Annotated in this window: 7 protein-coding genes; 4 read left to right on the top strand and 3 right to left on the bottom strand. The window is 68.0% G+C overall.

What is annotated here, in order from left to right; genetic code table 11:
* Positions 1-112: 112 nt before the first annotated feature.
* The gene (locus V9L21_RS21760; protein ID WP_337314965.1) at positions 113-940 is read right to left on the bottom strand and encodes a creatininase family protein; all 828 of its coding nucleotides are present in this window, start codon (positions 938-940) and stop codon (positions 113-115) included.
* 92 nt (positions 941-1,032) lie between these two features.
* On the opposite strand from V9L21_RS21760, the gene V9L21_RS21755 reads away from it, so the two are divergent.
* A complete protein-coding gene (locus tag V9L21_RS21755; protein ID WP_337314964.1) occupies positions 1,033-1,830 on the top strand; it encodes an SDR family oxidoreductase in 798 nt (265 codons plus the stop codon).
* On the opposite strand, the gene V9L21_RS21750 is transcribed toward V9L21_RS21755, so the two are convergent.
* Positions 1,827-2,738, bottom strand: coding sequence for a LysR family transcriptional regulator (locus V9L21_RS21750; protein ID WP_337314963.1), 912 nt, complete (start codon positions 2,736-2,738; stop codon positions 1,827-1,829). The two genes, V9L21_RS21755 and V9L21_RS21750, sit on opposite strands and share 4 nt — an antisense overlap.
* Positions 2,739-2,824: 86 nt before the next feature.
* Between V9L21_RS21750 and V9L21_RS21745 the strand changes: the two genes are divergently transcribed.
* Entirely contained in the window at positions 2,825-3,835 is a 1,011-nt protein-coding gene (locus tag V9L21_RS21745) for a zinc-binding alcohol dehydrogenase family protein (protein WP_258503883.1), read from the top strand.
* A 14-nt stretch (positions 3,836-3,849) separates the two neighbouring features.
* Entirely contained in the window at positions 3,850-4,425 is a 576-nt protein-coding gene (locus V9L21_RS21740) for a GNAT family N-acetyltransferase (RefSeq protein WP_337314962.1), read from the top strand.
* Between the two features lie 19 nt (positions 4,426-4,444).
* Here V9L21_RS21740 and V9L21_RS21735 read toward each other — a convergent pair whose 3' ends face one another.
* On the bottom strand, positions 4,445-5,809 hold the full coding sequence (locus V9L21_RS21735; RefSeq protein WP_337314961.1) for a PQQ-dependent sugar dehydrogenase: 1,365 nt from the start codon (positions 5,807-5,809) through the stop codon (positions 4,445-4,447).
* Positions 5,810-5,944: 135 nt separating this feature from the next.
* On the opposite strand from V9L21_RS21735, the gene V9L21_RS21730 reads away from it, so the two are divergent.
* Positions 5,945-6,694 carry an alanyl-tRNA editing protein gene (locus tag V9L21_RS21730; protein WP_337314960.1) on the top strand — a complete coding sequence of 250 codons (750 nt, stop codon included), beginning with the start codon at positions 5,945-5,947 and terminating at the stop codon, positions 6,692-6,694.
* Positions 6,695-6,740: the final 46 nt, after the last annotated feature.

The following is a 6,740-nucleotide window of genomic DNA, read 5'->3' as shown; positions in this document are numbered from 1 at the left end:
CGAAATAAAGGAGGAGGCCGCAGGCCGGGGGACATTCGCGGAGAAAGGTACCCCGTCGGCGGGTGCGCCGCCCTGAATTGAACGACCTACGAAACACCCACCGAACCGATGACTAAGGCAGCGGTCCCGTATTGGCAGTGCCCAACGGCAGCCGAGACACCTCAGCCAACAACAACGCCAACTGCTCCGCAGCCGCATCGACAACAGCCTGCCCACGCGCCGCAGTCGCCGCGGCCGCATTGCCCGCCGCGCCTTGCGGGTTGTAGTCCTCCATGGCCCAGCCTAGCTTCGCGCTCTTGCCGTTGCCGAGAATCGCATAGTCCGCTGCGCGCTGCTCGGAGGTGGAGCGGAAGTTCTTCGCCTCGGCCATGCGCACCTGCTGCGGCGCAAGCGCCAGCATCATCGATGTTTCGATATCGCCCGCATGCACGCCAAAGCGGTGCTCGCCGGCGCCGAACTGCGCGCCCGCATCGCCCAGCGGAAGGTTGAACCAACTCACGCTGTAGACGATGAGGCCGTGCTCCGCGCGCAGCTCGCGCGCCACGATGTCCATTGCGCCCACGTGCCCGCCGTGTGCGTTGAAGAGCACCAGCTTCTTCACGCCGGCCCGGGCTACGCCGGCGCCGATTTCCTTCCACATGCGAATCACTGTTTCGGCCGACAGCGTGAGCGTGCCCGCAAAGCGCGCGTGCTCGGGGCTCAGGCCGATCTGCTGCGTTGGCAAGAACAGCACCGGAAGATCTGCCGGCAGCAGCGGCAGCGACGCGGCCACGATGCCGTCGGCCAGCACGGTGTCCACGCCCAGAGGCAGGTGCGGGCCGTGCTGTTCGGTCGCGCCGAGCGGCAGCACCGCCACGGTGGCTGCCACATCGAGCGCGGCAAAGTCGCGCGTCGTCAGTTGAGACCAGTAGCGGGGCAGGGATACCGAGGATGCGTTCATCCGCCGATCTTAGAGCGGTGATTCAATCCACGCGACCCCGCGCCGCGCGGCGTTCTTTCTTTCTATTCACGATTCAAGTCAAGGACTCTCACATGGATCTCCAGCTCCAGGACCGGCACGTTCTCATCACCGGCGGCAGCAAGGGCATCGGCCTGGCCTGCGCGCTGGGCTTCTTGCGCGAGGGCGCGCGTGTGAGCCTGGTCTCGCGCGATCTGCAGAACCTGGAGCAGGGCCGCAAGACGCTGGTCGAGGCGTTTGCAGAAGCCGAAGGCCGGGTGTCGGTGCAAGCCGCCGACCTCAAGGACCCCGCCGGCGCCGTGGCCGCGCTGGATGCCGCTGAACAGGCTTTCGGCCCGGTCGACGTGCTGGTGAATTCCGCCGGTGCCGCGCGCCGCACGCCGCCCGACGAACTGAACGCGGCCGCCTGGCACGACGCCATGGACGCCAAGTACTTCACCTACATCCACATGATCGACCCGGTGGTCAAGCGCATGGGCCAGCGCGGGAGCGGCGCCATCGTCAACGTGATCGGCCAGGGCGGCAAGGTGGCGAGCCCCGTTCACATGGCGGGCGGCGCGGCCAATGCGGCGCTCATGCTGGTGAGTGCCGGCATGGCATCGGCCTATGCGGCCAAGGGCGTGCGGGTGAATGCGGTGAACCCCGGCCTAACGCTCACCGAGCGGCTGCAGGAGGGCCTGAAGGCGGACGCAAAGCTGCAAGGCATCGGCAGCGAAGAGGCGCTGCAGCGCGCCAAGGCAAGGCTGCCGCTCGGGCGCATTGCGGCGCCCGAAGAAATTGCTAATGCGGTCGTGTTCCTGGCATCGCCGAAGGCGAGCTACATCACCGGCGCCATCGTGGCGATGGACGGCGCCGTCACGCCGATGATCTAGCCGGGCATCGGCGCGAGCGCGTCGAACTTGGCAGCCAGAAAATCCACCAGCGCCCGCACGCGCGCCGGCACAAAGCGCCCGCTCGGCAGCAGTGCGTGCAGCGGATAGGGCTCGGTCTCCCACTCGGGCAGCAGGCGCACCAGCGTGCCCTTGCGCAGGTCGTCCCGCACGTCGAGCGCCGACTTCAGCACGATGCCCCGCCCGGCCACAGCCCACTCGCGCGCGAGCGAGGCGTCGTCCACGCTGCGGTCGCCCTTCACGCGCACTTCGGTCCATTGGCCGTTCTGTGCAAAACGCCAGGTGCGGTGGCGGCGCCCGCCGCGATCGAAGGTCAGGCAGTTGTGGTGCAGCAGGTCATGCGGCGTCTTGGGCGCGGCATGGCGGCGCAGGTAGCCGGGCGATGCGGTGAGCAGCGGGTTGGTGAGCGCAAAGGGCCGTGCCACAAGCCGTGAATCGGCCAGCGCACCGTAGCGCAGCGCCAGGTCGACCTCGTCGCGGGTCACGTCGAGCAGCCGGTCGCCGACCGAAAGCGACAGCTGCACGCCCGGGTGCAGCGCCAGGAACTCGTCGAACCAGGGCAGCAGCGTGCTGCGCGTAAGGTCCGAGGGAGCCGCCACACGCAAGGTGCCGACCAGCTCGCCACGGTCGGCCGTGACCAGCGATTCGCCCTCGTCCAGCAGCTCGAAGGCGCGAACGGCGTAATCGAGCAGCGTCTGGCCCTGGGATGTCAGGCGCATGGCGCGGGTCGATCGCTCGAACAGCCGCGCGCCCAGCTGTGTTTCGAGCCGCTTGAGCGTGGCGCTGGCGGCAGCGGGCGTCATGCCCAGCGCATGGGCGGCTGCCGTCAGGGTGCCGCCGCGCGCGGTCTGCACCAGCACCTGCAGGTCCGAGAGATTTTCAATTTTCATTTGAAGGTGTTGCTTCAACAGGCCGTCTTATCAATTTTCATTTGCCATCCTACAGTCGAGCCATCGTTCAAGAAAGGTCCTTCGACATGAAAGCCATCGGTTACTACCAATCCCTTGCCATCGACAACCCCGAGTCGCTGCAGGACATCGAATTGCCCACGCCCGCGGTTGGCCCGCGCGACCTGCTGGTGCGCGTCAAGGCCGTCTCGGTCAATCCGGTCGACACCAAGGTGCGCAAGAACATGGCGCCCGAAGCCGGCCACGCCAAGGTGCTGGGCTGGGACGCCGCGGGCACGGTCGAGGCCATCGGCGCCGGGGTGAAGAATTTCAAGGTCGGCGACCGCGTGTACTACGCCGGTTCGATCGTCCGGCCCGGCACCAATGCGGAACTGCACGCCGTCGACGAGCGCATTGCGGCCCTTGCACCCAAGAGCCTCGACGATGCACAGGCTGCCGCGTTGCCGCTGACCACCATCACCGCCTACGAACTGCTGTTCGATCGCCTCAAGGTGCCGAAAGGCGGCGGCGCGGGGCAGACGCTGCTGGTTACCGGCGGCGCCGGCGGCGTCGGTTCGATCCTGATCCAGCTCGCGCGCCAGCTCACGCAACTGCGCGTGGTGGCCACGGCTTCGCGCGCCGAGACGCGGGCGTGGTGCCTGGCACTGGGCGCGCACGCGGTCATCGACCATTCGAAGCCGCTTGCAACCGAGCTCAAGGCCGCGGGCATCGGCGAAGTCGACATGGTCGCCAGCCTCACACAAACCGGCCAGCACTACGCGCAGATCATCGAAAGCCTCAAGCCCCAGGGCCAGCTGGCGGTGATCGACGACTTGCCGACGCTCGACGCGATGCCGCTCAAGACCAAGTGCATCTCGCTGCACTGGGAAATGATGTTCACGCGTTCGCGCTTCGAAACGCCGGACATCGCCGAGCAGGGCGCGCTGCTGGCCGAGGTGGCGGCGTTGGTCGACGCGGGCCGCATCCGCACCACGGCGAACGCGAGCTTCGGCACCATCAACGCGGCCAACCTCCGCAAGGCGCATGCGCTGATCGAAAGCGGCACCGCGCAGGGCAAGGTGGTGCTCGCGGGGTTCTGAGCACAATCGGCCGCATGGCCGACAGCATCACCCCGCCCCTGATCGAATTCGAAACCCCGCGCCTTCGGCTGCGGCAGTGGCGCGAGAGCGATCTCGCGCCCTTTGCCGCGCTCGCGGCCGACCCGGAAGTCATGGCATTTCTGCTGCCGGTTCCCACGCGGGCCGACAGCGACGCACTGGCCGAGCGCTTGAAGGCTCGCATCGACGAGAACGGCTGGGGCTTCTGGGCCGTCGAGCACAAGGACTCGGGCGAATTCGCCGGCTTCACGGGCCTGAACGTGCCGCTGGCGGCGCTGCCCTTCTCACCCTGCGTGGAGATCGGCTGGCGCTTCGGCAGAAAGTGGTGGCGCCAGGGGTTTGCGAGCGAGGCTGCGCGCGGCGCGCTGCAGATCGGTTTCGAACGGCTCGGCTTCGACGAGATCGTGGCATTCACCGCCGTCGGCAACCTTCGGTCGGCCGCAGTGATGGAGCGCATCGGCATGCATGAAGACGTGGCCGGCGCGTTCGACCACCCTGCGCTGCCCGAGGGGCATGCGCTGCGCCGACACCGGCTCTACCGCATCAGCCGGCCGCCGCAGCAACGCCGATGAGCACGAACGGCGCCGGCCGCTACTTCGCGGCCGACACGCGCCAGACCACGTTGCCCACGTCGTCGGCCACCAGCAGGGCGCCACTCTTGTCGAGCGCCACGCCCACGGGCCGGCCTTGCGCCTTTTCGTCCGCCGAAAGAAAACCGGTCAGCACATCGACCGGAGGCCCGCTCGGCTTGCCGCCGGTGAAGGGCACGAACACCACCTTGTAGCCCGACTTCGGCTTGCGGTTCCACGAGCCGTGCTCGCCGATGAAGGCTCCGCTCGCAAATTGCGGCGGCATGCCGCGGCCGTCGGAAAAGACCAGGCCGAGCGGCGCGACGTGGGAGCCCAGGGCGTAGTCGGGCGCGACGGCCTTGGCGACCATTTGCGGGTTCGGCGGCGTGACGCGCGCATCCACATGGTTGCCGAAATAGCTCCAGGGCCAGCCGTAGAAGGCGCCGTCCTTCACCGAGGTAAGGTAGTCGGGCACCAGGTCGCTGCCGATCTCGTCGCGCTCGTTGACCACGGTCCAGAGCTCCTTGGTCTCCGGATGCCAGGCCAGCCCGTTCGGGTTGCGCAGGCCGCTCGCAAACAGGCGCTTCTCGCCGCTTTTCACGTCCACCTCCCAGATGGCGGCACGCCCTTCTTCGGCCGCCAGCCCGTTCTCGCCGATGTTGCTGTTGGAGCCCACGGTCACGTAGAGCTTGGTGCCCTCCGCATTGGCAATCACGTTCTTGGTCCAGTGGTGGTTGATGCCCGCGGGCAGCGGCGTCACCACTGTGGGCGCAGCGCTCGCCGCGGTCTGGCCTTCGGTGTACGGCACCTTGACCAGCGCATCGGCGTTGGCAATGAAAAGCTCATTGCCGACCAGCGCCATGCCGAACGGCGAGCTCAGGTTCGACAGGAACACCTGCTTCACTTCGGCGGCGCCGTCTCCGTCGGCATCGCGCAGCAGCGTGATGCGGTTGGGGCTGGGCACGCCGGCACCGGCACGGCTCATGACCTTGTCCATGACCCATTTGCGGATCTTGCCCATGGGGCCGCTGTTGCTGTCGGCGCCTTCCGGTTTGGGGGGCTTGTTGCTTTCGGCCACCAGCACGTCGCCGTTGGGCAGGGTGTACACCCAGCGCGGATGGTCCAGCCCGCGCGCCAGCGCCTGCACGCGCAAGCCCGTGGCGGGCTTCGGGGCGGCGGCATCGGCCCAGCCCACGGCGGTGGCCACGTTGACGGTGGGAATCAGCGTCTTGTTGGGCTCGGCCAACTGCGGGCGCGGCCCGACGGTGGCTTCGGGCGCCACCTTGGCGGTTTCACCGCAGCCGGCCAGCGCCAGCGCGGCGGCGACTGCTGCGGTCACAGTGGCCTTGGAGGCCAGCGAGGAAACGGCGATGTCAGGGACCTTCATTCGCTCTCCTTGGTTGTTGCGGCAACCAGGCCGCATCCGGGCAAATCATGCGGGCGGCGCTCGCGCGGACTGTCGGTCATGGGCGCTTTTTGGCGTGGGCGCACCTCATTCACGCATCGCCGCTACCATCGCCGCATGACCGACGACCTGTTCCGCGCCGATGCGTATCTGCGCACCTGCGAAGCCCGCATCCTGCGCATCGACGACTCCGGCATCGTGCTGGACCGCACCGTGTTCTATCCGCTCGGCGGCGGACAGGCCGGCGACGCGGGCGTGCTGGCGCTGGCGGACGACCGCGAAGTGGTCATTGCCGACACCCGCAAGGCCAAGAATGAAGACGGCCAGCCCACCAGCGAATTCGTCCACGTGCCGGCGCCCGGGCAAGCCGAACTGCTGGCTACGTTGAAGCCGGGCGACACCGTCACGGCGCGCCTGGACTGGGAGCGCCGCCACCGGCTGATGCGCTTTCACACCGCGAGCCATCTGCTGTGCCACCTGGTGCCAGTGCCGGTGAACGGCTGCTCGATCACGCCCGACTACGCCCGCATCGACTTCCACATGACGGACCCGCTCGACAAGGAAGCGCTGACCGCCGGCCTCGCCCAGCTGGTGGAAGCGGCCCATCCGCTGACCGTGGGCGCAATCACCGACGAGGAGCTCGACGCCAACCCGGCACTGGTGAAGAGCATGAGCGTGCAGCCGCCGCGCGGCACGGGCACGGTGCGCACCATTCGCATCGGCGGTGAGGGCGACGCGCAGATCGACTTTCAGCCCTGCGGCGGCACGCATGTTGCAAACACTGCGGAGATTGGCGCGGTGATGGTCACCAAGATCGAGAAAAAGAGCGCCAACAGCCGCCGCGTGGTGCTGGGCTGGGCCGCTTGAGCGCCCATACTGCCCGGAACTTCGCACCGCCCGCCTGCTCCGACTG

The organism is Variovorax sp. CCNWLW235 (assembly GCF_037204085.1).
Classification (GTDB): domain Bacteria; phylum Pseudomonadota; class Gammaproteobacteria; order Burkholderiales; family Burkholderiaceae_C; genus Variovorax.
The sequence above is the reverse complement of the archived record's forward strand: the minus strand, read 5'-3'. Positions and strand labels throughout refer to the sequence as shown.

Coding starts and splice junctions, on each gene's coding strand:
- V9L21_RS21755 (WP_337314964.1), top strand. CDS start 1,033: ATGGATCTCCAGCTCCAGGACCGGCACGTTCTCATCACCGGCGGCAGC.
- V9L21_RS21735 (WP_337314961.1), bottom strand. CDS start 5,809: ATGAAGGTCCCTGACATCGCCGTTTCCTCGCTGGCCTCCAAGGCCACT.
- V9L21_RS21750 (WP_337314963.1), bottom strand. CDS start 2,738: ATGAAAATTGAAAATCTCTCGGACCTGCAGGTGCTGGTGCAGACCGCG.
- V9L21_RS21730 (WP_337314960.1), top strand. CDS start 5,945: ATGACCGACGACCTGTTCCGCGCCGATGCGTATCTGCGCACCTGCGAA.
- V9L21_RS21745 (WP_258503883.1), top strand. CDS start 2,825: ATGAAAGCCATCGGTTACTACCAATCCCTTGCCATCGACAACCCCGAG.
- V9L21_RS21740 (WP_337314962.1), top strand. CDS start 3,850: ATGGCCGACAGCATCACCCCGCCCCTGATCGAATTCGAAACCCCGCGC.
- V9L21_RS21760 (WP_337314965.1), bottom strand. CDS start 940: ATGAACGCATCCTCGGTATCCCTGCCCCGCTACTGGTCTCAACTGACG.